This is a genomic window from Collinsella sp. HCP28S3_E12, assembly GCF_052065595.1.
GTDB lineage: Bacteria > Actinomycetota > Coriobacteriia > Coriobacteriales > Coriobacteriaceae > Collinsella.
In genome coordinates, this window is record NZ_JBQHTS010000020.1 from 1 (window position 1) to 26,623 (window position 26,623).

The 26,623-nt window shown below is 58.5% G+C and carries 16 protein-coding genes and 2 pseudogenes; 7 read left to right on the forward strand and 11 right to left on the reverse strand.

Annotated features, from left to right (window positions below; genetic code table 11):
• Positions 1-72 (forward strand): IS3 family transposase (locus ACTNBY_RS07845; RefSeq protein ID WP_441015707.1); only part of this gene is annotated, 72 nt, incomplete at its 5' end.
• 122 nt (positions 73-194) lie between these two features.
• Here ACTNBY_RS07845 and larD read toward each other — a convergent pair.
• The 7 genes from larD to ACTNBY_RS07880 all read right to left on the reverse strand — a co-directional run bounded on the left by larD (position 195) and on the right by ACTNBY_RS07880 (position 11,547).
• On the reverse strand, positions 195-926 hold the full coding sequence (gene larD, locus ACTNBY_RS07850; protein ID WP_441017382.1) for a D/L-lactic acid transporter LarD: 732 nt from the start codon (positions 924-926) through the stop codon (positions 195-197).
• Positions 927-975: 49 nt separating this feature from the next.
• Positions 976-2,253, reverse strand: coding sequence for a nickel-dependent lactate racemase (gene larA, locus ACTNBY_RS07855; protein ID WP_441064054.1), 1,278 nt, complete (start codon positions 2,251-2,253; stop codon positions 976-978).
• An 879-nt stretch (positions 2,254-3,132) separates the two neighbouring features.
• Positions 3,133-5,946: a phosphoenolpyruvate carboxylase gene (locus tag ACTNBY_RS07860; RefSeq protein ID WP_370450652.1), complete on the reverse strand. Its 2,814-nt coding sequence runs from the start codon at positions 5,944-5,946 to the stop codon at positions 3,133-3,135.
• Positions 5,947-6,203: 257 nt separating this feature from the next.
• Complete coding sequence (gene hisS, locus ACTNBY_RS07865; protein ID WP_427729192.1) at positions 6,204-7,517, reverse strand: histidine--tRNA ligase; 1,314 nt, start codon at positions 7,515-7,517, stop codon at positions 6,204-6,206.
• A gap of 307 nt (positions 7,518-7,824) precedes the next feature.
• Positions 7,825-9,129 (reverse strand): MFS transporter, encoded by a 1,305-nt coding sequence (locus ACTNBY_RS07870; RefSeq protein WP_427729190.1) that lies wholly within the window; start codon positions 9,127-9,129, stop codon positions 7,825-7,827.
• Between the two features lie 3 nt (positions 9,130-9,132).
• Positions 9,133-10,431: a M20 family metallopeptidase gene (locus tag ACTNBY_RS07875; protein ID WP_427795309.1), complete on the reverse strand. Its 1,299-nt coding sequence runs from the start codon at positions 10,429-10,431 to the stop codon at positions 9,133-9,135.
• A gap of 153 nt (positions 10,432-10,584) precedes the next feature.
• A complete protein-coding gene (locus tag ACTNBY_RS07880; RefSeq protein ID WP_441064056.1) occupies positions 10,585-11,547 on the reverse strand; it encodes an IS1595 family transposase in 963 nt (320 codons plus the stop codon).
• Positions 11,548-11,615: 68 nt separating this feature from the next.
• On the opposite strand from ACTNBY_RS07880, the gene ACTNBY_RS07885 reads away from it, so the two are divergent.
• The 6 genes and pseudogenes from ACTNBY_RS07885 to ACTNBY_RS07910 all read left to right on the forward strand — a co-directional run bounded on the left by ACTNBY_RS07885 (position 11,616) and on the right by ACTNBY_RS07910 (position 19,853).
• Positions 11,616-14,372 (forward strand): DUF7601 domain-containing protein, encoded by a 2,757-nt coding sequence (locus ACTNBY_RS07885; RefSeq protein ID WP_441064058.1) that lies wholly within the window; start codon positions 11,616-11,618, stop codon positions 14,370-14,372.
• The gene (locus ACTNBY_RS07890; RefSeq protein WP_441064059.1) at positions 14,365-16,026 is read left to right on the forward strand and encodes a SpaA isopeptide-forming pilin-related protein; all 1,662 of its coding nucleotides are present in this window, start codon (positions 14,365-14,367) and stop codon (positions 16,024-16,026) included. The genes ACTNBY_RS07885 and ACTNBY_RS07890 overlap by 8 nt, the downstream gene beginning before the upstream one ends.
• Before the next feature lie 78 nt (positions 16,027-16,104).
• Positions 16,105-17,760, forward strand: a complete 1,656-nt coding sequence (locus ACTNBY_RS07895) for an isopeptide-forming domain-containing fimbrial protein (RefSeq protein WP_441064060.1) — start codon at positions 16,105-16,107, stop codon at positions 17,758-17,760.
• Between the two features lie 150 nt (positions 17,761-17,910).
• On the forward strand, positions 17,911-18,771 hold the full coding sequence (locus tag ACTNBY_RS07900) for a class C sortase (protein ID WP_441064061.1): 861 nt from the start codon (positions 17,911-17,913) through the stop codon (positions 18,769-18,771).
• Between the two features lie 405 nt (positions 18,772-19,176).
• A pseudogene (locus tag ACTNBY_RS07905) lies at positions 19,177-19,491 on the forward strand (hypothetical protein); the annotation flags it as partial.
• A gap of 71 nt (positions 19,492-19,562) precedes the next feature.
• On the forward strand, positions 19,563-19,853 hold the full coding sequence (locus tag ACTNBY_RS07910) for an NAD(P)-binding protein (protein ID WP_441064062.1): 291 nt from the start codon (positions 19,563-19,565) through the stop codon (positions 19,851-19,853).
• Here ACTNBY_RS07910 and ACTNBY_RS07915 read toward each other — a convergent pair.
• The 4 genes and pseudogenes from ACTNBY_RS07915 to ACTNBY_RS07930 form a co-directional block, all read right to left on the reverse strand.
• Positions 19,795-20,073, reverse strand: a pseudogene (locus ACTNBY_RS07915) (transposase); the annotation flags it as partial. The gene ACTNBY_RS07910 and the pseudogene ACTNBY_RS07915 sit on opposite strands and share 59 nt — an antisense overlap.
• A 7-nt stretch (positions 20,074-20,080) precedes the next feature.
• Positions 20,081-21,064, reverse strand: a complete 984-nt coding sequence (locus tag ACTNBY_RS07920; protein ID WP_441064063.1) for a DMT family transporter — start codon at positions 21,062-21,064, stop codon at positions 20,081-20,083.
• Between the two features lie 339 nt (positions 21,065-21,403).
• A complete protein-coding gene (locus ACTNBY_RS07925) occupies positions 21,404-23,593 on the reverse strand; it encodes a YhgE/Pip family protein (protein ID WP_441064064.1) in 2,190 nt (729 codons plus the stop codon).
• Complete coding sequence (locus ACTNBY_RS07930) at positions 23,594-26,368, reverse strand: YhgE/Pip family protein (RefSeq protein ID WP_441064065.1); 2,775 nt, start codon at positions 26,366-26,368, stop codon at positions 23,594-23,596.
• Between the last annotated feature and the right edge of the window lie 255 nt (positions 26,369-26,623).

Sequence of the window (26,623 nt, forward strand, 5' to 3'; positions counted from 1 at the left end):
ACGAGGAGGCGCCAGGTTAAACTGAAGGGACTGACCCCGGAGGAGTTCCGGAGACAGTCCCTTGCGGCGTAGTTCTTATTTAAGCCGTCCAGGTTTTGGGGTGCAGTTCAAGTGCGCAGCGGGGGTTCTTTCATGTCCGAGGACGCGCTGGGAAGTTACCCCATGCGGCCAGCGGACAACTATGTGGCCTTGGACTAGAACATGCCCAAGAAACCGTGCACAAACAGCGCGGCCAGAGCGGCACCGATAAACGGAGCGATGCCAGGAACGAGCAGGCCGTACTTCCAGTTGTTGTCAGCCTTGTTCTTGATCGGAAGCACCTGATAGGCCATGCGAGGACCAAGGTCGCGTGCCTGGTTCATGGCGAAGCCGGTGATGCCACCCATGCCCATGCCAACGGCCCAAACGATCAGGCCGACGCAGATAGCGAGCATCAGAACGTTCTCGCCGGCGCGGCTAGCGGCAGCAAGGATGGCGCTGATGAACACAAAGGTGCAGATAGCCTCACAGAAGAAGTTGCGGGCATAGTTCGTGCCCTCGGTGGTGGGGTTGGTCGAGAAGATGTTGCGCTGGGCAATGGGGTCGACGACGCCCTCGGAAGCCTTGAACTCATCGGTATACATAAACCAAGCGATTACGGCGCCCACAAAGCCGCCGAGCATATCGGCAATCATGAAGGGGATGCAGCTGCTCCACGGCACCAGACCGACGATGCACTGGGCAAGCACCATAGCCGGGTTCATGCACACGGCGCCGCCAAAGACAAACAGGCAGACCGAGATGCCAAAAGACCAGGTGGTGATGGCAAACATGTGGCCGGAGCCCTGATACTTGGTGCCCTTAAGCACGGTATCGCAGTGTACGCCCACGCCAAAGATGATCATGAGGGCCGTTGCGCCGAATTCGCAGAGGAGCTTGGTAAGCATAAAACCTTATCTTTCTTGTCGGTTACAAACGATTCGTTTAGGCCGCGCGCTAGTGCTGAGCGACGACAACGCCCAGGCCATCGGGAATGACGGCTACCTTGGCATCGGCACCCTTCATTTCAAAGGCGAGCTTGAGCGCCTCCTCGAGGGTGTTGACCGGCGTCATATGCATATCCTTGAGCATCTGGTGATCGCACAGGTCGGTGACCATGATCACAGGGTGATGCGCCAGGATGCGGGCAAAGATCTGGCTCGTCCACTGGTCGGGCAGGGTCTCGTCCTTAGGACGGTCGATGCAGGCGCACTCAAACTCTGCCGGATCGTTGTCAGCGATGTTGTGATAGAAGCCCTCGCCACCGTGACCATCGGCGCAACCGGCGACATCGATGATCACGCCGCCCTCGGGAAGTGTGGCCTCGGCAGCGCACATGCCCTTCACGGCCTGATAGACGTTCTGATCGAGCGGATAGCCACCGTTGGTGGTGATGGCAATCTCGCACTCGACGGGCTCAACGCCGGCAAGACTCTTCACGAACTCGCAGCCGGCCTCGTGCGCCTTGTGAATGTCGCCGGCAAAGGAGCCGATGACCTCGTGCTTGCCGTTGAGCACCACGTTGAGCACAAAGGCAAGGTGAGCCATCTCGGCAGCGGCAAACATGTCCTCGCTCACGTGGTTGTGGCACAGGTTGCCGGCGCGCGAATGGGAATCGTTCACAAACTGGCCGTTGTGGTTGTACATGATGGTCTTGTAGCTGGCGATGCCGGGCAGCACGGACTTGCGGCTGCCAGAAAAACCGGCAAAGAAATGCGGCTCAATAAAGCCCTCGGCAAGCAGTAGATCGCAATCGGCGGCAATCTTGTTGATGATGCACTCGCCACCAGAAGGCAGGGTGCCAATCTTTTCCATCATGCTGTCGTCGGTCGCGACGTGCATGACAATTTCCTCGTTGGCAACGATCTCCTCGCCATACTTGTTGACGAGTTCCTCGTGCGTCGACGGACGATGCATACCCGTAGCAACCAGAATGCGAACGCGCGCCTCAGGCGCAGCGGAGTAGATGTGATGCAGCAGAATAGGCATCGTCACACGCGAGGGAACGGGGCGCGTATGGTCGGAGCTAATGATGACAATATCCTTCTTGCCAGCGCAAAGCTCCTCGAGCGAAGGCGATCCATAAGGGTTGGCAAGCGACTCCTCTACCAGCTCTTCCTGCGATTTTGCAGTCTTAAACTCGTTTTGGTGACCTTCCATCACACCCGCGAAGTTCTTATCCTCGAGCTCCAGATGCAATGTCTTGTGGTCAAACGGCAGTTCACATTCAAACAATGACGAGCGCCCTCTTCCTTTCAACTGACACACTAGATAAACCGTTGGAAGGATACGCCGCTCACTGAAAAACGCCACCGTCCACCGAGTCGTTAACACAACGTTCATATTTGACCCACAACAAAACGGCCGCGATCCCAAGAGGGACCGCGGCCTCCTGTCAAAGAAGCTATGGGCAGGGTGGATTACGCAGCGCCGAGGCAAACATCAATCCTGTGGCATGCGCGTGTAAGCTATCTTGCATAAATAGGTCAATATACTGCATAGAATGACGCATTGGGTTTCGAACCGCAACATGGTAGCCCCCTCCGGAGCGTGCATTTTTGCGAATATTCAGCATCGCAAGATAAGATTTTGGTGTCAAAAGTCTTTCAAAAGGTAGATTGTCCTCATGACTCGTCCCATCTGGATAACATGCGGCGAGAAACCAGCCATATATGAGCATCGCCAAGGCCCAATTGTCTTGCAAAATCATCAACAAAGGCAGCGAGGGCCGGCTATGGCCTTATGCATCGATCTTTGGCTGCTGAAAACTCCGTTTTTTGCACGTCGCCCCAGGCACCACCCTCACCCAGCGGCCTTCCGCTGAAGCTGGACATCGCAAGGCCCGCCATAAGTTTACTTTTAGGCACACTCCGCAGGACGCAAGAAGCCCTCACCGCACTCCACGCTATGCGCGAAGCGCGCCATTCTTCTCCTCAGCTTTAATTCCAGAGGACCGAGGACGAAGGGGCCCGACGGGTTTCCCTCTGAATGCATTCCGCAGCACGAAGCCCCCTTATCCGCAGCTCCGAAGGAGCAGGATAAGGGGGCTTCAAGTGCGAGGACGCATTCAGAGGGAAACCCGTCGGGCCCCGGTGAGAGCCACAGGGCTATCGATTACCCCGTGTTTTGCAGACCTGCCGAGACGCCGGTCACAGTCGAAAGAATCAGGCTCATGTACTCGGCCTTCTTCTCCTCGGCCATCTCGTCCTGGTTCATACGCACCTCGCGGAGGGCGCGGACCTGGGCGATGGACAGGGCGTCGACGTAGGGGTTACGCACGCGAACGGCACAGCCGAGCACGCGACGACGCTGCAGCGGCCACTCGTCACCAACGATGGCAAGGACCCACTTGCGGGTGAGCTGCATCTCGGTAAAGACCTTCTTGGACAGATCATCGCGGTCGCCCAGATGCAGATACATCTTGGCAATGCGCTGATCGGTCTTAGCAATCGACATCTCGATGTTATCGATAAAGGTGCGGAAGAATGGCCACTCCTGGTAGGCAGCCTTGAGCTGGTCAAGATCGCCCAGCTGCTCGCAGGCGGTGCCCAGGCCGTACCAAGCGGCCAGGTTAATGCGTGCCTGGCTCCAGCTGAAAATCCACGGAATGGTACGCAGGTCGTCGAGCGACTTGGCACCCAAGCCGCGCTTGGCGGGACGCGAGCCGATCGGCAGCAGACCGACCTCGGTCAGCGGCGTCACAGTCGAGAACCACGGTGCAAAGTCCTCGGTGTTCAGCAGGTCCAGATAGCGCTCGTGGCTTGCGGCGTTGAGTTTCTCGGCCATATCCCAGAACTTCTGCGTGGTCTCGGTGTTGGTCTTCTCGACGCTCGGGGCCGACTGCAAAAGCGTTGCGGCGGCAACGGACTCAACATGGCGCTGAGCCAGCGTGCGGTTGCCGTAACGGGCAAAGATGACCTCACCCTGCTCGGTGAGCTTAAAGAAGCAGTTGACTGAACCCTTGGGCTGCGCCAGTACGGCCTTGTTGGCCGGGCCGCCACCACGGCCCACGGCGCCGCCGCGACCGTGCATGAGCACCAGGTCGATATCGTTCTTCTCGGCCCACTTGGCGATGCGCTCCTGCGCGGAGTGCAGCGCAAGCATGGCCGTGGTAGGACCGGCATCCTTGGAGGAGTCGGAGTAACCCAGCATAACCTCCATGCGGCGGTTGGTCTGGGCAAGACGCTTCTGCACCACGGGCAGCGTAAGCATCTGGTCGAGCACGTCAACACAGCCCTCGAGGTCCTCGAGCTGCTCGAACAGCGGGATCACGTCGAGCTCGGGAACGTCCTCCTCGTGTGCGAAGGACAGGTGGGCCAGCTCAAAGACGTCGGCCACATGCTGGGCACTCTTGGTAAACGAGATGATGTAGCGGTGTGCCATCTTCTTGCCGTAGCGCTTTTGGATGGAGCCGATAGCGCGGAAGGTGTCGATGACCTCGCGCGTCATGGGCTGCAGGTCGCCATGGATACCGTTTTCGTGGATATCCTTAAGGGCGCGGGCATGCACCACGGAGTGCTGACGGAACTCCATCTCGACCATATGGAAGCCGAAGGACTCGACCTGCCAGATGATGGTCTGCACCGGGCCGTAGGCGGCACGGACGGCACCGCAGGCAGCCAGCGAACGCTGGACGACGCGCAGGTCATCTAGGAACTCGTCGGCGCTGTGATACATGGTGTCGGTGATACGGCGTACGGTGGCGTTCAGACGGTCGGCCATGACGAGCATGACGGCGCGATGCGGCTCGTGCTCGGAGATAAGCTCGGCGCGGGCCGTGTAATGCGCACTCATCTCGACCTGATGGTTCCACAGGTTGATGAGCTCGGCAGACGGCTTGCTGTAGGTGGCCTCGAGCGTGAGGTTGCGGCCGATGCGGCGGCACTTGTCCTCGAGCTTGAGCACCATGTGGGTGAAGTACTTGGCGGCGACCTCACGGCTCACCTTGGCGGTGACGTTGGGGTTACCGTCGCGGTCGGAACCGATCCAGCTGCCGGGATGGAAGAACGCCGGGCACAGCGGCGGCACGGTACCGGCCTTGTCACCCAGCACCCAGTCGTCAAAGCGACGATAGATGACGGGGATGACGTCGAACAGCGTGTTATCGAAGATGTCGATGATGGTATCGGCTTCCTCGACCGGCGTGGGCTTCTTGAGCGCGATGGGGCTCGTACGCACCAGGGCGTCGATCTCCTGCAGCATATGGCGCTCGTTCTCCACCAGGTCGGAGCCGCCCAGACGCGGACGCTCCTCCAGCAGGTTAGAGATACGGCGAATCTTGCCCTCGACGGCCTTGCGACGGGCCTCGGTGGGATGCGCGGTAAAGACGGGATGGAACTCAAGCTTGCCGAGCAGCTCGTTGGCGCCCTCGACACCCATCTCATCCACCAGCTGGTGATAGGCGACGGTGAGTTCGTTGGCGGGATCGACCTCGGTATCGGTCGATGCGCCGGCCTCACGCTCGCGCAGCTGCTTCACACGGTAGTTCTCCTCCGACAGGTTTGCCAGATGGAAGAAGCTCGTAAAGGCGCGGACGATAACCTGCTGCTTATCGAGCGGTAGGCTGTCGATCAAATCGACGACCTCGCGAAACGCCACAGCAGTGGGCTCGTCGGCGGTGGGCACGCCCTGCTCGTCGACGGCCTCGTCGGCGGCACGGCTACCGGGGTTGCCGGCATTGGCCACGATCTCGGCCGACAGAATCTTGTCGAACAGGTCCGCGATCTCGGGATCATACTCGCTAAGCACACGGCGCTCCAGGCGCAGGAACAGCGCAAGGTTGTCGCGCAGCTCCTCGGGAATCTCAATCTCGGCGAGACGCTCCCTGGACTCGGCATTCGAGCCGATTCGGTTAACGAGGCGGTTGACCACGGCAGCGACGCGCGCCGCGGCTTCGGGTACAGACTGGTTGCTTAGGTTCTCAGCCACGTTTCCTCCCATTCCTCCTTCTATGCACGTAACATGCGGTATTCATTATAGGCACTTGAGAAATACTTTCGACACTGATTGCGCTTTACCACACAAAAGTATTTTCTGCATTGCAAGGCTTTTTGCCCCAAATGGTCGTATTTCTCGGTGGGCGGCATATGCAAACGGGGACATTCCGCATAAAAGCGAAACACCCCCGTAACAATCGTTCGCCGCGAGCGGGACGCGTTAGCGGACCCGCAGCTCAAAATGATGCGCTACAGGCGCTCTCGAACCGCCTCGACCACGTTGGCCAGATCGACCAGCACCTCGTCATGGCTCTGCATGTCGCGCACCTTGACCTTGCCGGCGGCAAGCTCGTCGCCGCCCAAGACCAAAATGAGCTTGGCGCCCACCTTGTCGGCCTGCTTAAACTGAGCCTTGAGCGAACGACCCTGATAGTCTGCCTCGGTCACGATGCCTGCGGCGCGAAGCTTCTGCGTAATGGCAAAAACGTTCTGACGCAGTTCCTTGCCGGCGTTGGCAACGTAGACACACGGAGCCTCATCGGCACCCAGGTCGCTGCCAAAGGCCTGCAGGGCCAGCAGGGCGCGCTCAAAACCGACGGCGAAGCCGACACCGGCCGTGGGCTTGCCGCCCTCGAGCTCGACCAGGCCGTCGTAGCGGCCGCCGCCACCGATGGAGCCGACGCCGGCGCCGGGGGCCTCGACCTCAAAGACGGTACGGGTGTAGTAGTCCAGGCCGCGCACCAGGGTGGGGTCCTCGACATACTCGATGCCGGCGGCATCCAGATAGCGCTTGACCTGCTCGTAGTGCTCGCGGCACTCGTCGCACAGGTTGTCGCCCATCAGCGGGGCCTCGGCCATGATCTCGCGGCAATGGTCGTTCTTGCAGTCGAAGGCGCGCAGCGGGTTGAGCTCGGCGCGCTCGCGGCACTCATCGCACATCTCGTCGGCGTGATCGAGAATGAACTGCTTGACCTGCTCGCGATAGGCCGGACGGCACTGGGCATCACCCATCGAGTTAATGAGCAGACGGAGCTTGGAAAGATCGAAGCCCAGACGCTTGTAGAACTCCATGAGCATAATGATGCACTCGGCGTCCGCAGCCGGATCGGGAGCACCGAGCCACTCGATGCCCACCTGATGGAACTGACGCAGGCGGCCCTTCTGGGGGCGCTCGCCGCGGAACATGGCCTCGGCATAGTAGGCCTTAAACGGCGTGGAGCCCTGGGGCACCAGGTTGTTCTCCACGACGGCGCGCACCACGCCGGCAGTGCCCTCGGGACGAAGCGCCAAGCGCTGTTTGGGCTTGAGCTTGGCATCGGTGCCCTCGGTAAAGACACGTTCCAGGTTGGCGCCGCTAAACACGCGGAACATCTCCTTGCGCACGACATCGGTCGACTGGCCGATGCCGTGGACAAACACGTCCACCTGCTCGATCGCGGGCGTCTCGATGGGCTTAAAGCCAAACGGCTCGAACACGCCGGCAGCGATCCGCTGCATCTTTTGCCAGGCGCGCATCTCGGCGCCGATAAGGTCGCGGGTTCCCTCCGCCTTCTGTGCCTGCATGGGCAAACACCTTTCTTTTAGTATCGCGTCATAGGTAGTGGTCATTATACGGCACAAAAACAAAACGCGGCGACGCGTCTGACCGAACGAGGGTATGGGGGCTCGTTCGGCCAGACGTGCCGCCGCTGCAGCCGATCCGCTTTCCTCCGCCCCCTTCGAATCACACGATCTGTTGGGGACAGAGGAAAACGGATCATTTTGTATGCCCGTGGCCTCCTTGGAAACCGAATGATGGTACGAGCATCCATTCGGCTTCCAAGGCGGCCACGGACAGAACACGGGGCGAACAGAAAAGAGCGACGGACGTCTACTCCCCCGCCACGCTCGCACGCAGCTTAGCGGCGATGGGCTCGGATGCCAGCAGGAATACGAGCATGACCACAGAACACACCAGGCACACGATCCAGGTGCTCGCAAAGGAGCCCGTGGCATCGAACAGCACGCCCGAGACAATGGCACCCACGGTGCCGCCGACCATCTCGAGCGAGGTAATGGTGCCCGTGACCTTGCCCAGATCGGCCATGCCAAACTGCTTGGACGCGGCAATAGTGGGCGTGATGGTGCCCATGCACGTTCCGACACCAAAGCTCACGGCAGCCACGATGGGACCAAGATCGGTCGCGGGGAAGCACAGGGCGACGCAGGCGATAATGCACGCAACGGATCCCAACACGTTGCCAAAACGTAGGCCAAAGCGATCGTAAATGACGCCGAGCGAAATCTTGGCGATAACGACGGTGACCATATAGGCCGAAAGCACAGTGCCCGCCCACACGGGGTCGTGACCGCCCGTGACAATCTTGGCGCCGTTGACGGTAACGCTCGTCATGTTGGTGACCTGGTTGGGCAAGATGGCACCGTTAACGAGGCCCATAAAGAGGAAGGCGACGACAAGCAACCAAAACGCTGGGCTCTTCTTGATGCGAGACCAACCGACGTTAACCTCGGGAGCCGTGTGCTCGTCCTTGTCGCCAGCTGTCGAGACGGACGGATCGCCCGGGTTCTCGCCGAGCGGCTTAAGGCCTATCTCAGAAGGCTTGGTGCGGAAGGAATAGGCCGTGATGGGCAGCGCCGCCACCATGCAGATAGCCGCGAGCACCAGGAAGGCGGAACGCCAGCCAACGCTCACGATAAGCGAGCTCACGGTGGGAGACAGAATAGCGCCTCCAAAGCCCGAGCCCGAAAGTGCTATGGAGATCGCAAGACCTCGCTTGGCCGTAAACCAGTTGGCGGTCACAAGGCTAATGAGCAGGCGGGTCGAGGCGACGGCAAAGCAGCCCGAGACGGCAAAGAGCACGTAGACCTGCCACAGCTCACCGACAAAGCTCATCCCGGCAAGAACGGCAGAGGTGGCGATAACGGTAAGGGAACCCAAGATGCGACCGCTCACTTTGTCGGCAACATGGCCAATGACAAGCGAGCCGACAACGCTCACCACGGTTGAGATGGCGTTGGAGATGTTGTACTGAGCAAGGGAAATGCCCAAGTCGCTCACGATAAGCGGCTGAAACAGGCTCATGCAGTTAACGAAAATCGTGTAACACGTGGCCATGATGACAAAGCCGGAGGCCACAACGAGCCAACCGGGGAAGAATTTATGCTGCTGGGACATGGATTACTCCTTGTGGTCGGCGATATAGCCCAGGGCGACCGCCGCATAAGCCGCGGCGCCGAGCGGCAACTCGGCATCGCTAAAGCGTGCCTTGGGATGGTGCTGGGCAAAGTGCTCGTCCGTATCGGTCACAGCCGCACCGAACGTAAAGTACGCGCTCGGTATCTCGCTCGAGATAAGCGCAAAGTCCTCGCTCGCCATGGCATGGAACAGAGGCAGGAAGGCGGCCTTGGGCAACGTCGCACCCACATAGCCAAGCGAAGCCTGGGTCATATCGTCATCGAGCACGAGCGGGGGAACATCCGAGAGCGTCTCGATAGTCGCCGGCGTACGATAGGTCGTGGCAACGCCTTTGACGACCTCCGCGATGCGGGTCTTGAGGTGCTCCATGAGCTCAACGTCAAAGCCGCGCAATGTTCCCTCGAGCACGCAGGTGTCGGGAATCACATTGGCCGCTTGGCCACCGGCAAACTTACCCACGGTGAGTGCGACCTCCTTGGCCGCCGGCACCTCACGAGCGATAAGCTCCTGGAGCGCCAGGTGCACATGCACGCCTGCCGTGATGGGGTCGATGCAGATCTCGGGGCTCGAACCGTGGCCGCCCTTCCCCTGCAGCGTGATGCGGAAACCGTACACGCCCGAAAGCGCCGGGCTGCCGTAGAGCACCAGACCAAGCGGCGACTGGCTGTTGACATGCATGGCAAAAGCCGCCTGAGGACGCGGGTTCTCGAGCAAGCCGTCGGCGATGGCAGCACGTGCCCCCTCAAAGGTCTCCTCGCCCGGCTGGAACAACAGCTTGACGGTGGCATTGGCGTCGACAAGCGCGGCCTCGCGAGCCTTGAGCAGGCGCGCCGCACCAAGCAGCGCCGTCGCGTGCATATCATGACCGCAAGCATGCATGCAGCCATTGGTAGATGCAAAGGGCTCGCCGGATTCCTCGACAACGGGCAGGGCATCCATGTCGCCGCGCAGCATAACGACCGTACCGGCCTGTTCGTCCGTACAGACGCCATTGCCCTGGGCCGCGGCGGCACCGGCACCGACAAGGCCCACAACGCAGGAACCATCGACGAGCGTGGAAAATGGGATGTCCATCTCGTTCAGGCGCGCTTGGATATACGCAGAGGTCTGTGGGAGGTCGTTACCGAGTTCGGGCATCCGATGCAGATCGTGACGCCATGCGGCAAGCTCATCGGCAAAAGCCTGAGCCTCTTTGACCAGACCGTCGCCAATGGCGGCTTGCGCCGCCGCTGAGGTCTGAAGCGCTGGTTGTGGTTGGAAATCGGACAGAGCTGGTGCCATAGATGCCCTCCAGTAAAGTTTTAGCAGCAAGCACTTTCATACTCTAAAGTGCAAGGCACAACTTTAAAGGCGACGCATAAAAAACGCCGCCCCAGAGGGACGGCGCAACAGATTGTTTACAAACGCGCTCGCGGCTTTTTACGCAACTCTCTGTTAGACCAGCATTGACGTAGCCGCTCCCTGCCGTTGCCAATAGTCCCAGAAGGGCTGGGGACGATCGATCATCTGGCGCCTCGTATGCTCGTAGAAGCCGCAGGCGCTCTGGCCGGAAAGCGTCTGAAGCCCGTCTGCGTCCGAGCGCCTTGCCTGCTCGAGCCAAAGGAACCAGGAGAGGTAGTGGTCCAGCCACTTGGTGGATACGCCGTGGAATGGGGCAAGGAAGATGCGCAGCCTCTGGTGCATCGCGTTGACCATGCCAAGCTCGCCGTCCTTCTGCAGGCGCGTGTCGGTGGCGGCATGCTCGGTGATGCCGAGGGCGGGAAGCACGCGCTTGTAGCCCTGATGGGCGTCGGTCGCCACCCAGGTGCCAGGACCGAGACCCTTGATGGCGTCTCTCAGGGCCTCATCCTTCGGCCTTCCCCTGTCGGCCACGCGGCAGAGCCCGTCTCCGGCATCATTGGCTCCGCAGATGACGCAGACCTTGAGGTTGGAGATGCCGCGCGCATGGACGGCGCCGCCGTGCTTGTGGGGCTTCCTCGGCATCTTGGCAGCACTCCTTGCCCTGTTTCCCGTGAGGGACTCGTCGAGGTAGGCGCCGTCTACCTGCCAGGAGACCGAAGGTCCGGTCCTGAAGGCGAGAAGCGAGCGCTCCATAACCTCGCAGAGTCTCATGCGCATGAACCAGGAGGTCCTGAGGCACACATGGCACGTCTTCGCGCACTGCCTCAGGCTTGAGCCCGAAAGCGTTGCTTCCACGAAGAGCGCCCAGGTCGTGGCATCGAGCTTCGAGGCGGCGAGCAGGCCCCTGCTCTTGGACGAGAATGTCCTCCCGCACCCCTTGCAGAGCCAGCGCTGGGAGCCGTCGGCATTGTGCCCTTTCCTGATGAAATTTGTAGAGACAGCATGAATAACAGCTGCGGTCCGCACAATTCCGAGCTTGATTGTAGGAGTATTCATAACGATAAGTGCTACTAAATAGTTCTCAAAACTAAGGGATAGCGATAGGCACAGATTAGGGCGGATAGATGAAATTGGGGAGAGGGAGCGGCACTGCTCTTATTGCAGCAATGTGCGCCATTGTTCTGGCATTGTTCCTGGTGCCTATACGTACCTTTGCGGGCGAGGAAAGCGCAGCGGAGACTGCGGCATCGGCAGATGCCACCGTCACGCCATCCGCAGACGATAGTGCAGGGACTGCCGGCAGCTCAACAGACAGTACGTCTGCCAAAACAGCCACAGGCACTTCGTCTGCAACAGCGGCGACAGACACCAGCTCTTCTTCCTCTCCATCTGAACTATCTGCTTCCGGACTCTCTTCCTCAGTGACTGGCATCGGCGCCCTTGCGAACCTGCAGGGCTTGGGTGCCAATGCAGATGTCGAAGGTTCTGCTGCAACACCGTCGCTTAATGCAACACTTCAGGTGGCGAGTTCTACCCCTATCGCAGTCAAGAGCGAAATTGTCAACAATATTTCAATCCATTATGTCGAGAATGGCAATGAAAGAATCATTCTGTACTGTATGAATAACGGGCTTGCATGGCCAGACTCTTCAGAAGGTTCTTCTATTCCTTATACCGAGGGTTATCTCACAGAAGATTACTTCGTCAATACACTCCATAAGACGAAAGAAGTGTATGAACAGTGCATGAAGGAGCTCGAGTATCTCCTCTACGCTGGTTATCCCTATAACGGAATGAACCTCTATACTGTCACGGACAAGGGAAAGGAAATCACTGAAAGCGAGTTCAACGAATTACTCGAAGTACCAGATCGTCTGCGCTCCGATTTCCATGAGCAGCTGGGTGATGCCGTTTTCACGTACAGCGACTATACTCAGGACTACAGTGACAGCAGCACGAACATGTACAGAATTTTTCAGTTCTTCCAAAAGGTATGGGAACTTGGTTCTGGCACTACAGCGTCGGGGATGACGCAAGCAGAGGTACTCAGCACTGACTTCTATAAAGCTGCATTCTGCATGTTGAACCCCTTTTATGGTGGTACCCCAGGTACCCCATTGGCTGCCTACGATAATCTCTATGCACGCAATGGCAGCTATGTAACTATTGCCCAAGCAAATGATGCGACGCAGAATGCTGTCTGGGCACTTCTTACGACGTATGGGGTGCCCGATAACGACATTCCAGAGTCTAGCTATGATTCGGATTCCCTTGTGACAAAGATGCTGGCAGCTGCTCGCGCTGGTGCCAATCTCCAGATGACTGAGCCGGACTCAAGCTTGATTACAGTGTCAGGAGATACAGAGTTTGTGTTCGATCCTGATTCGGGAACATGGCGAACGGGCTGGATAACCATATCAGAGCCTGAAACTTATCGTGGCGTGTATACGCTCAGTCTGCCCAGTGGATTGACCGCACTTGCTGAAGATGGCACTACTGCAACTTCTGTAAAAGCCGGAACGAGGTTCAGGATATCTTCTTCTGACAAGCCGACTAAAGACAAGAATGTTGAGCTTTCGACAACCCTTGTATGGACGGAAGGAATCAGGCAGTATAGCCCGCAATCTGGCCTGGTCTCCCCGACGAGCGGCAAGGAATACCAGCACATGCTTGGCGAGGTTATCCATACAATTAAGCTATCAAAAAACTTGACCCTGCAGCCGGCACAGGATGGCCATCTGAAAGTGTCGAAGAAAGTGACAGGCGAGGCGAACTCTACGACAGAATTCACCTTCAAGGTTGCGCTGGACAACACGAATATCAACGGAACATACGGGGGCATGACGTTCACGAACGGTGTGGCGACCGTCACCTTGAAGGATGGCGAATTTGCAACGGCCGAGCATCTGCCAGCAGGAACGAAATATACCGTGACTGAGGCTGATAGCAACAGCTACCGCAAATCAGCTACAGATGAAACTGGCGATATCGAGGACGAAAAGACTGCTGTAGCGGCGTTCACGAATTTGAGACTCTACAGCCTGACGGTGGAAAAGACGGTGTCTGGTACTGCGAATGAATCCTCCAATCAGAGGTTCCCTATTGTCATAACGCTCAAAGATGCGAATGGCGACAACGTATCTGACACCTTTGAGTATACGGGGAGCGTGACTGATAGTGGCTCTGTCGATAAGCCAGCTGATGGTTCTCTGGCGTTCACAGCTGGAACGGCAACTATAAATCTCAAGGCTGGGCAGAAGATTGCTCTTTCGGGGATCCCCTCGGGCTATTCCTATTCCGTAAGTGAAGACAACGTGACTGGGGGTGTGTATGACGACAACGACGCCAGCCACACAAGCTATACGGTAACGGGTACGGGTTCCGGCAAGCTTGATAGTGACGCTTCGGTCACGATCACCAATACAGTCCGTACGGGCTCTCTTACTGTAAAGAAAAAGGTTACAAAGGAAGTCAACCCAACATCAAGCTTCAGGATTACGGTGACGCTTTCTGGCGCAGGCACGGGGCTTTCTGGAACATATGGTGCCATGACGTTCAATGAGGGCATTGCAACTTTTGATCTGAAGAACAACGAATCAATTACTGCAGCAGGTCTGCCTGAGGGAACGACGTATACGGTCGAAGAGAATTCCTACGATGACTACACGACGACCTATGCCGGAAACGACGGAACCATTGGTGTTGGAACAGATTCTGTTGTGACTGTAACAAACGAGCGCAAGCCCATCGCGCTTCCTCTTTCTGGATCTGATGGAGTGGGGCTGACCTACCTTGCAGGCATTGTCGTGCTTGCTGCAGCAGCAGCCTGGATGCACATCCGTCGCAATGCTTCTGCGAAGGATGGTGATGGCCGTGACTAGGAAGAACCGCTTCTCTGCTATCAAGCACAGCCTCATCCTCGCTGCCATTACAGCGTTCGCGCTCCTTCTCGCTATGCCTGGCCGTGCATATGCATCGGGTGCCGGAAATCTGACCGTCAATGCTGCCGATGGCTCATCGACTGAATTTGTCGCCTACCAGATCTTCGCTGCCGATGTGGCAGATGGCTCGAATGGCACGAAGACTGTCGCGAACATCGCGTGGGCAACCGACACAGTCGCCTCGGTTGTCCCCGAGGCAATCAAGAGCGTCAATCCGTCTGTAAACGTCGAGAGCATCGCAGATGCAGACGATGCTGCTGAATGGATCAGAAACAATGTCCAGAGCGGCTCTGCTGCTGCCCAGGGCTCTGTTCCCAACGCAATCGCTTCGGCCCTTATGCAGACATCAGCTGGTGGGGAGACCCTTGAAGCAGGCGTGCCAAAGTCTCTTGGCGCGGGCTACTGGATTGTCGTGAGCAAGGATTCGAACATCGGCCAGGACCAGTCCGGCACTTCTGCCATCCTTGTGGCGGTCGGCGGCTCCGATGTGACAGTCGCTGCCAAGTCTGGCGTGCCGACGGTGGAAAAGCAGGTGCTCGAGGATTCGAACGATGCCTGGCAGAAGCAAGCAGATGCTACGGCAGGAGACGACCTTTTCTGGCGTCTCGATGCAACAGTGCCTTCCATCCTCTCGAGCTACACCTCGTACAAGATCGTCTTCGATGACACGCTTGGTGCAGGCCTTGCCGAGCCTTTCGATATCCATGTCTACATTGCTCCTGCAGCTGAAGACGTGTGGGAGACAGGTCTTGAGGTTTCCCAAGGCTGGACAGAGCTCGGCGATGAGGAATATACACACACCTATACGCCTGCAGCAGATGGCGGAAGCTTCAAGGTCGCGCTCAATCTGGTGGAGGCTGTCAAGGCCCATGCAATAGATGCATCCCAAGGAGTGCGGGTTGTCGTTGTCTATGATGCTCCTCTGAGTGCATCTCTCGGGACCGGCATGGGGAACGGCAATGTGAATACCGTCACGCTCATCTATCCAAAGTCGACCTATTCGACCGAGACGACCACTACACAGGAATCCAAGGCGGTTGCCTATAGCTGGAGTCTCATCCTCACGAAGCGCGATGCAGATGACGGCACGCCGCTGTCCGGAGCGGTACTGAGGATCAGGGACGACAAGAGACGCTATCTGGCCCCGGATGGCACCTGGTCTTCCAATGAGGAGACTATCACAACCGGAAGCGACGGCACTATCTCCGTCCGAGGTGTCGATGCAGGCACCTTCACGGTGGAGGAAGTTTCGGCACCGGCTGGATACCAGGCATTTGCGGGGACGCGGACCATCACGCTAGCGGTTCCTTATGAGCCGAACCAGATCGTGTCTGGCCCTGCCACGGGGAACTCAGCTGCAGCCGAGCTTTCTGCAGAATCTCCGCTCAAAGCGTCTGGCTTCGATAGCGCGATCGGCATAGCTACGGTATCGGTGCCCAATGCACATGAAAAGACTTCCATTCTCGAGAAGCTTGGCCTCCCCGACATGAGCGATCTGAACCCTTCTGGCCTTGCTCTGGGGCTTGTGGTTCTAGGAGCAGCCATTCTGATAGCGGCAGGAGTTCTCAGAAGAAGAGGGGGAGACAGGCATTAGGTACGGACGCTGGATGCAGGAAACATCCCGCGATTGCAGACAGACTTAGATCCACGTATGAAATAAATGGAGGACACTATGAAGCAGCACACAAGCATTGCCGCAAAGGCCATAGCAGCAGGCCTGGCGCTCACGATGGCCCTCGGCCCGGTCGCGGCACCGGTCGCAGCGTTCGCGGCAGACGGGACGGCGACCCAGGGCGACATCACGATCAAAGCGAACACGCATGTCTCGTCGGATACCACGACGCTGTTAGGCTATCAGCTCTTCAAGGCGGACGTTGCCGACCAGACGGTGGGCGCCACGACGTCCAAGGCGGTGTCAAACATCGTCTGGGGCAGCACCCAGGCCCAGACGGCTGTCGAGGCCGCGATCAAGGCCGTCGAGCCCACCTACGCGGGCACGTCCGCGCAGGATGCAGCCGACTGGCTGAGCGAGCATGCGTCTGGGTCGGGGTCGGCCACCGTTGTCGATGCCAACGATGCCTTTGGCAAAATCGCCGCCGCCATGCGCACGGCGGGCGCGGCTGCTACCACGATCACGCCCGGCACCAAGGCGACGCTCGATGAGGGTTATTGGCTGTTCGTGACCGACAGCAACACGACGAGCGACCCGATCGACAAGGTGGGCACCGCTCCCATCTACGCGGTGGTTGGCGGCAGCGCGGTGACGGTCGACCAGAAGTCGAGCCTGCCTACGGTCAACAAGTTCATCAAGAACGATGCGACGGGATCCGACTGGGCAAAGGCTGCGGACTCCCAGATTGGCCAGAACGTCGACTACAAGCTCACGGGCACGGTTGCCACGGCGCTTGCGAGCTACGACACGTACTACTACTCCTTCAGCGACGTCCTTAGCTCGGGGCTTACGGCCGATTCCAGCTCTGTGAAGGTGATGGTTCAGAACCCGGCAACGGGCGATGCAGCCCAGACCGAGACCCAGGTGCGCGCCGATGACTACACGGTCTCCCTCGACTCTGATACCAATACGCTCACTGTGACCATCAACGACCTCAAGACGGTGAAGGACACGAACGGCAACGCCATTGCCATCACGTCCAATTCCGTGGTGAACGTGTACTACACGGCCAAGCTCAACAACGAGGCAATGGTTGCCAGCAATTCCAACGACAACACGGTGACGCTCACGTACTCCAACAACCCGGGCACTAACGATCACGGCTACACCACGCCGGCGACGGTGCGCGACTACACCTACCAGCTCATGCTCATGAAGGTCGACAGTTCGGATAACTCCAAGGGCCTTAAGGGCGCCAAGTTCACCATCCAGGCCACCGGTGCCGACGAGGGCGCGGGCAAGAAGTACGTGCAGGGCGATGGCAAGCTCGGCGATGCGGCCTACGAGTTCACGTCTAAAACCGACGGCAGCATCTCGGTGAGCGGTCTCGATGCGGGCGAGTACACCGTCGTCGAGACCCAGGCTCCCGAGGGGTACAACACGGTGCCCTCTTTCACCTTCCAGATCTATCCTGTCTACAAGACCACGGGCGATATCGACACGATTCGCGTCCAGACCTCGAATGGCAACGTGTCTACCATCAACGTCTACGACGGCGTGATCGACCTGGTCATCAAGGACAAGGCGGGCATGAGCCTGCCTCTTACCGGCCAGGCGGGCGTGACCCTTACCTGGGTTGCCGGCGGTGTCGTCCTTGCCTTCGGTATCACGCACCTTGTGCGTTCCCGCAAGCGTGACGAGAACAGCGCTGAGTAGCATCTGCCCTGCACGTTATTCATGCTCTGGCAGGCCCCGCATTGCGGGGCCTGTTCTTTGAGAAGGTGAGATCGTTTGGGAAAAGGTGAGGGAAAGAAGAGAGCCTCACGCAGACTGCCGCGCTGGGCAGACCGGCTCATCACGGCTCTGGTGATCCTTTTTGGTGTCGGCCTTCTCGTGTGGCCGTGGGTGGTCGATTACTTCGAAAGCCAGGGCGTTGGCGCTACGATCTCGAAGGTCACAGCCGAGGTCGATGCGCTTCCTGCTGACCAGAAGCAGTGGTATCTCCAGCAGGCACAGAGCTACAATGCCGTGCTTGCCGGAGATGCGCCTTCGATACCCGAGGACGATATCGTTTCCTATGGTCAGCAGCTCACCTATGAGAACGACCCCATGATGAGCTGGATCGAGATTCCCTCGATCAATGTCAGCATGCCGATCTATCACGGCACCTCAGATGCGGTCCTGATGGCAGGTGTGGGACATCTTGAAGGTTCGAGCCTGCCTGTCGGGGGCACATCGACGCATACGGTCCTGACGGCACACTCCGGCATGCGGAACCTCAGGATGTTCGACGATATCCACGAGCTCGAGGAGGGCGACATCGTCCTGCTGCATACGATGGGAGACATCCTGGCCTACCGTGTCACCTCTTCGGAGGTGGTCTGGCCCGACGAGACGGAATCTCTTGCCATCCAGCCAGGCCAGGACCTCTTGACGCTTGTCACCTGCACGCCCTACGGCGTGAATGACCATCGGCTTCTGGTCCACTGCGTGAGGACCGACTATTCGCAGGAGGAAGCACAGGAAGCATCAATGCTTCAGAACAGGCACTGGGGCGCCCGTGAATGGGCTGTCCTTATCGTGGTTGTTGCCGTCATTGCCCTTGTCCTCGATATCGTTGTCTACCGTCTCCGCAAGAAGGCAAAGCTCAAGAAGAAAGCTCGGGATCAGGGGCCATCCGGCAGCGATGGGCCAGACACCCTTTTGCCCGGCCAGAAGAAGAGATAGGAAGCGAAGGCCCGCCATCCGTGCGGGCCTTCTTTGCTGCCGAAGGCCTTTCTGCGAGCCTGCGCCGGAGCAACGTATGCCGTTTACGGAATCGGGAGGATATCTTTCCGGGCTTGCCGGAGCACGGGCCAGGAACCTTGCTATGACTCCTTCAATCTGCAAAGGTGCACCTCATAGCCGCAATGGGTGCTGAGTGTCCGTGACGAGCACGTCGCTGAATGTCTATGGATGCGTATACATCTTTCTGGCATGGACAGCAGTTTTTTCATGACCGTTTACAAAGAATTATCAAAAGATATCCGAATAGTTACTAAGGTGAGAACTCCCTGCTGAGGGCTCTGCATTTTCGGGGGAAGGGCAGAGCTGGCAGGGAGTTTCTGCATGATGTGGAGAGGAAGAGAGAATATGGCTACTCCCTATACCGAAGAGCTCGGCCAGGCCTATACCGGCGTGACCGTAGCCCAGGAGGCAGCACGCTGCCTCCTCTGCCATGACGCACCCTGCTCGAAGGGGTGCCCGGCAGGCACCGATCCTGCAAGCTTCATCAGGAGCGTGCGCTTCAGGAACTTCAAGGGCGCTGCAGCAACCATCCGCAGCAACAATGCGCTTGGCGCTGTCTGCGCACGTGTGTGCCCGACAGAGCGCACCTGCGAGCTTGCCTGCTCGCGCACCGGCATCGACAAGCCGATCGATATCGGCGGCATCCAGCGCTTCGTCTGCGACTTCGAGGAATCCTGCGGCATGGAGGTCCTTGCTGCTGGCACCCCGAATGGAAAGAGTCGGTCGCCGTCGTGGGCGCAGGCCCTGCCGGCCTTCAGGCAGCAGCATCGCTTCGGGTCCTTGGCTATGCGGTCGATATCTATGAGGCAGAAAAGGCAGCAGGCGGTGTCCTCCGCTATGGCATCCCCGAGTACCGCCTTCCCTCAGGCTTGAGCCCGAAAGCGTTGCTTCCACGAAGAGCGCCCAGGTCGTGGCATCGAGCTTCGAGGCGGCGAGCAGGCCCCTGCTCTTGGACGAGAATGTCCTCCCGCACCCCTTGCAGAGCCAGCGCTGGGAGCCGTCGGCATTGTGCCCTTTCCTGATGAAGGAGGAAGAGCCGCACCGGGGGCATGATCTGGGCGTCGCGCCATCTGCCTGCTTGCCAAGCTCGCGCGCGACCGCCGCCTTCGTGGCACAGATGAGATCACGCTTCTCCCCGAGGGAGAGCCCCTCCATCTCATGGAGTATGATGTCCAGCATCCCGTCCCCGTCTCTTCGATGTTGATGTTTGGCGACATTCATCTTAGGGCGGGGACGGGACATTATTACGTCAACGCTGGTCTAACGGAGAGTTACGCAAAAAGCCAAAGTGCGTCTCGCTCAAGATAATCGACAGGAAGATGAGCGCAAAGCCGGCAAGCAAACGCGAGGTGAGCACCTCCCCCATCAGCAGCACCGAGAACAGCACGCCCGATGGCGACTCCATCGAAAGCAGTAGTGAGCCCGTCGAGGCCGGGACATGCGCCAAGCCCACGTTTTGGATGAGCAAACCCACGCATGTGCAGCCTACCGAGAGAAATGCCATCACGCCAATAAAGCTCGGCGTCCACACGGATAAAGGCGCCTGGGTCTCGAACGGCAGCGAAGAGATCAGGCACAGCACACCGTTGCCCGCAAACATCCAAAACGTGATGACGTTGATGTCCATCTTGCGACCGTACTTAGCGGCCACCGCCATCTGGATGGCAAAGAAGACCGCGCCGCCCAGCGTAATAACATCGCCGACATTGAACTCGACGCTATCAAGCGCCACCAAGCCAATGCCCGCCAGGCACAGTAACGCGGCGCCCAAGTTGTAACGGGTAAGTTTTTCGCCGCTTAGGACATAGCTCGCAAACGGAACCAAGATGCAGTACGTGCCCGTCAAAAACGCGCTTTTGCCTGCCGTGGTCTGCGCCAGGCCAATCGTCTGCAAACCGTAGGCACCCCACATGAGCACGCCCATGCCAAGTCCAACAATCAGATTTCGAGCGTTGAAATGGGCAACAATGCGCTTGTGGAAGACGGCAAGCATGACCAGCGACGCCGGAAGAAAGCGAATGTAGAGCAGCTCGAACACCGGAATGGTATCGAGCGCGTCCTTCATGGTGGTAAAGGAATAGCCCCAGATGACCGCTATCGAAAGTAGCAAGACCTTCCAGAACAGCGGCGAGCGCGCACCGGCACCGCGAGAGGCACCGCCGGCACCCAGGTCTTCACGGGCTACAGGGCTATCGGGCATATTTTCGATTTCAATAACGGCATGATGGGCCATAGGGCATCCTCGCGCTCGGTCTGGGCGTGGTGTCCGCACGCGCGCGACCGCATGCCGCCTCATGGTCAAATAAAAACGGGACGCGCCGGACCCCCGGCACGCCCCGCAACTGTAGCAACAATCAAGCAGCCCACGCAATTCAGCCCACTAAAGCGTTTTGTTCCGCCGTTCTACCGAACGGCGGACCGGCCGACGCTGCGCGAGCCGCATTCACGCCAATCTGACGTTCAATTTCAAGGGCGCGACCAGAAGGTCAGCGCCCTTTCATTTCACGTCACCTTGGCGCAAATGCGGCTCGCTCGCTGGCATTAGTGCTACATCAGCGTTAACGTTGCCGCACTAAATTAGCTTTGTCGACTCCAGCTTTTCGATAATCCAGTCGTTGGCTTTGATGACCGGACGACGGAAGACCACACCCAGGGCCAGCGACGGAATCAGATAGCTCGCCAGAATACCCAGCTCAACCCAGTACTCCATATGGTAGGCGCCAGCCATGGCGGCATGCATGGCGTTGATGCCATGGGTAAACGGCAGGAACGGATAGATCGCCTGGAACACGGGGCCGGTCATCTCGATGGGGAATGTGCCGCCCGAGCCACCGACCTGCATGACCAACAGCACGACAGCGAGGGCCTTGCCGATATCGCCAAACGAAACCGTAAGCGTGTAGACGATATTGGAGAACACGAGACTCGCGATCCAGCCCGCCAACACAAACTGCAGCGGGTTGTCGCACTGGATTCCAAAGAACAAGATATCGCCGGCGCACACGAGCGTTGCCTGCAGCAAGGCCAGACCGCCAAAGAACAGATAACGGCCCAGGTAGATCTCGTGCAGGCGTACGGGGATGAGCTCGTTGATGAGCTCATCGTCGACCGAGACCTTCATCATGGCCGCCAGTACGATCGAGCCAACCCAGAGCGACAGAATCGTGTAGAACGGTGCCATGGCCGAACCGTAGTTGCGGATCGGATAGACCGGCTTGCGATCGAGCGCAACGGGGCCGGAAAGCGACACGGCCAAACCCTCGGGATCGTTGCCGATCATCGTCTTGATCGTCGCAAGATCATCTGACATAAGGGCACCGTCGAGCTCGTCCTTAAACGCGCTGATCTTGTCCGACGCCTCGCCCAGCTGATCGGAAGCCTTGTTGACCAGCTTTGCAGCCTTGGAGAGGCCCTTTGCCAGCGAACCGGATGCGTCGGTCAGGCCATCTACGGCGCTATCCAGATCGCCCGAGATACCATCGAGCGAGTCTAGAATGCCCGAGACGGTCTTCTTGAGCTCCTTGGCCTTAACCGAGAACGTGGAATCGTAATCGGATTTGGCGCCCGCGATGCCGGCCTTGGCATCGGCGATGGCCTGGTCGACCAAGGCACGCGAGTTGATGACCTCGGCCATGCTGCCGGAGAGAGACTCCTCGGTCGCCGTCAGGTCCTTCGCATTGTTGCGGTACTCATCGGCGATTCCGCCCAGCGACGTCGCGGCGGACTTGAGGCCGTCCTTCAAATTCTCATCGCTCACCTGGTCGGCAAGTCTGCAGAGTTGATCGGCCATCGCATCGATATCCTTGGCGCGCGCATTGAGGGCCTTGGCGGCAGCATCGAGTTGGGACACCGTAAGATTGACATGCTGGTTTGCAGCATCGAATGCATTTTCGAGCTCGGTGGAAACGTTATCGAACGAACCCGCGCTCCCATCAATAGCGGCATCGATCGCATCGCTGGCGGACTTGAGCGCTTGCTCGGAATCGGCAATACCGCTCTCGGCATGCCGCATGAGCTGCTTCACCGACTCCTCGGTCGATCCGGACTGCTTGAGCATACCGCTCGCCGACGTCAGCGAATCGGACGTGGAGCTCAAAATGCCCGCAAGCGACGTTGCGCTGGCCTGAATGTCCTGCAAGCCCTGGACCGAATCGCCCAGCGTCGAGGACAGGTTGGCGATAAAGTTGCTCACCTGGTCGGTGCTCATGTAATCGAGCAGGCTGGACACCGTCTTAAGGCCGATGGTCGTGATGGTCTTGGTAAAGGTCTCATTGACTTGGCTCTGGACGGCGCTCGAGCCCTTCTCGGTCACGATCTGCGCGATGGCGTTGGCCTTCTGGTTCTCGTAGAACTCGATATCGGCATGCTTCACCTCAGTCGAGAAAAGCGTCATCATGTCGGCGCTAAACGTTTTAGGGATAACGACGGCAGCGTAGTACGCGCCCGACTTAACGCCCTCGATCGCCTTATCGCGGTCGTTGAGGACAACCCAGTCGAAGTTCTCGTTGCCGCGCAGGGTGGCGGTTACGTTTTCGCCCACGTTGACCTCGACGGGGATCAGATCGCTCTCGTAGCCCTCATCGGTATTGACCACGGCAATCTTAAGGTTGCCGGTATTGCCGTAGGGATCCCAGCTGCCGGCGATGTTAAACCACGCGTACAGGCACGGCACGATAATGAGGCCCATCACGACGACCATGCCGATCACGGAGCGAGACACGTTTTGGACATCGCGCTTAAACAGGTGCAGGATGTTTTTCATTTATGCCTCACCTCCTTTAGAGTGCTTGCCAAGCGGGGTGGTGTCCCCGTCGTTTCCGTTTACGTTGTCAACGCCGTCGGCATCTTGAGCCTTACGATGCGCACCGATATGCGGCAGACGGCTCGTGGGCTGTTCGCTGTCCTTGGTGCCCCGCTCGCTGGCGTTGAGACCAAACATGCGACGGGCGGCGGGGATGGCAGCCGTGTGCTCGCGCATCTCGCGGCGCAGGTCCTCGTCCGAAAGCGCCGAGATACGCATCTGGGTATTGAGGCTCGCGCGGATGTACTCGATGTTGATGAGCCAGCCACAGATGGCGATAACCGAAATGATCCAGATAACGAGCAGGATGATCTTGCCGTTATTGTCGATATCGAGCACCGTCGACAGGACAAAGAGCAGGACCTGCACGCCTACCACGGCGGCAAAACCGCCCTTGATGTAGTACGGGTAGCGATGCTCAAAGGCGACCGCATGATCGAGCAGTTCGCGACGGTACGAATCGGAATCGAGCATGACACGCATGGCCGTGCGCAGCGAGTAGCGCTGGCGCGGCAGGTCGTTGGACTCGCAAATCATCATACCGGTCGTGGAAAGCTGTTTATCAAAGAGCAGATTGAGGTTGAGCAGCAACGGGCGCAGCTGCAGACCGATAAAGAGCGCCACGATCAAGAACACGCCCAGGATGCACAGGTTAAACAGGTAGTTGAACGAATACATGCCGCCGACGGTCTCGCGCAGCAGGTTGATGCCATAGGTGAAGGGCAGCAGCGGGTGCAGCCACTGGAAGAAGCCGGGCATCATCTCGATGGGATACATGCCCGACGAGCCGGGGATCTGCACAATGACGAGGATGACGCCAATGGCTTTGCCGATATGCTTAAAGGTAGTGGACAGCGCATAGATGATGTTGACGTAGGTGAACGAGATAGCGATGCCGCCCAGCACAAAGAGCAGCGGATTGACGCACTGAACGCCAATGACCAGATCGCCCACCGTAACGATGATGGCCTGGAACGCGCCCAGGATCACCAGGAGCAACCAGCGACCAAAGTAGCCCTGACGCGCGGTAAAGCTGCCGATGCCTTCACGGTCGACCTCGAGCTTGTAGATGGCGATGAGCACATAGCCGCCTACCCACAGCGCCAGATTGGTGTAGAAGGGCGCGATGCCCGAGCCAAAGCTCTTGACCGGATAGATTGACTTGGACGTCAGCTCAACCGGAGATGCCATGAAATCTGCCACGTCATCGACGTCGACGTCCATGAGGCCGGCCAACTCGCCCATAGACTCAGAGGTCTGCAGCGCCGCAATGTCATTGGCGGCGGTCGCGAGCTTGTCCTGAACCTTGGCAAGCGAGGCATCGGTCTGGGACAGTGTGGTCTTGGCCTGTTTGAGCGTCGCATCGAGTTGGGCCAGCGTGCCACGCGCGCTCGCAATCGTGGGCGTAAGACCCGATACGATGCCGGTCAGGTCGCCCGAAACGGCGGCGAAGGAGTCCAGAGCGCTCGAAGCCTTCGGCAGCGCGTTCTGCCCCAGATCCGTCTGAGCCTGATTCATGTTGGTCGTACCGGTTTTGATCGCAATGTCGATAGCATCGCTGGCGCCCGAGACAGCCAAAGCGTCATTCGCAATAGCGTTTGACTGATCGGAGAGATTATTCTTGACGGCCTGAAGGCTCTCAATTTGCCCTCGAAGCATATCAATCGCAGACGCGATCAGCGCATTAACTTCTTCCGAGCCCGTCGGCGCGCTGTCGGCCAGCTTCTGCAGACTCTCGATAAGAGTCTTGTTATGGTCGATCGTCGCCTGAAGCGATTCGCGCGAGTTGTCGATGCGGGTGGTTGTGGACGTCAAAGCACCCGTCATCTTTCCGACCGCGGTGTACGCGGAAGCCGACGTCTTGCTCAACGCGGCGCTGCCCTCCGAGAGCGCCTTGGAAAGCGAGGTGATGGACTTGCCAGCCGTGGTGCGAGCTTCGCCCAGCAGATCATTACCCTGAGCGATTGCCTGCGTTAGCGAAGGCGCCTGTCCCTGCAGGCCCGCCAACGCAGCATCGGCCGAAGCAATCGAGCTGCTTGTCTTATCGATGGCGGCATTCATGTCGCCAATCGAACCACGCACCTCGCCCAAGGTATCGGATGCTTCGGACACCGAACTTGCCAGCGAATCCTGGGTCTGGGTTGCCTTGTCCTTTAAATCGACTCCGGCATCCTTGGCGATACCGGCAACGGTCTCGCCCACCGTGGAGACAAATTCCGAGTTGATCTGCTCCTCGATGGTGTTGGCACCGGTGTCGGTAACCTTGGGCGCAATAGCGCTCTTCTTCTCATTGACGTAGTACGTAAGCTTGGGCTGATGGTAGTTGCCGTCGAGCATCGAAACCAGGTTATCCGAGAAGTTCTTGGGGATTACGATGGCCGCATAGTACTCACCGCTCTCAACGCCCTCTTTGGCATCGGCCGCCGAATCGACGAAGGTCCAGCCCAGCCGATCGTTCTCCTTGAGCTGATCGACGACCTTATCGCCCGCGTTGAGCTCGCCCACCAAGTCGTTTTGGGTGCCCTGATCGTTGTTGGCGATGGCAATCTTGATACCCTGGGTGTTTCCGTACGGATCCCAGTTGGCAACGATGTTGTACCAGGCATACAGCGAGGGAATAACGCACACGCCGAGGGTAACCACCAGGGCGACGGGGTTCACGATCAATCGCTTGATGTCGCGTTTAAAGATTGCAAAGGAAACCTTTGCATCGGATAGTTTGCTGCCGAGACTCACGCTTGGACCATCCATCCTGTCGTTGAATCGAATCGTACTATCGATAACCATTGTACGAAGGCGCTTTAGCGTCTCAGGGCACAATGGTATTGAGTTTTGCGGGTAGCAATATACTACGAAGATGAGTTAACGTACAGTTGTACAGTATCTTAAATTCCCGCAGCTCCCAAAACCACAACCCGCACAAATTAGCAACCCAACTAGTCGTTGGGGACGTTCTTTAGTCATTAGGAACGTTCTTAAACGACTAGTCAA